1 protein-coding gene is annotated in these 256 nt (G+C 53.5%); it reads left to right on the top strand.

Annotated elements, in window-relative coordinates:
* On the top strand, window positions 1–256 hold a 256-nt coding region (locus AC1RP4_RS08075), incomplete at both ends, for a hypothetical protein (RefSeq protein WP_481763288.1).

Here is a 256-nt window from a genome sequence, read left to right as displayed (position 1 = left end):
TATCGTACACAATCAATGCCGCAGAATTCGATCGACAGCTGGCGGCTGGTGAGATCACACAAGAGCAACGTGACGAGATTGCGCGTCTAGCGCTCCCCGAGGATTCGCTGAAGCTTTCGCAGATCATCACGAACACCACGATGACGATCAACGAGCTTGAGACTGTTCCAGATGCCTCGATATACTCGTTTGCAGACGTGCCTGAACTCGTTATGCGTCCCCCTACCATGCGCGACGTTCTTGAGTTTGCGGATGC

This window comes from Dellaglioa sp. CoH-56-MRSF-10, from assembly GCF_056782175.1.
The sequence above is the reverse complement of the archived record's forward strand: the minus strand, read 5'-3'. Positions and strand labels throughout refer to the sequence as shown.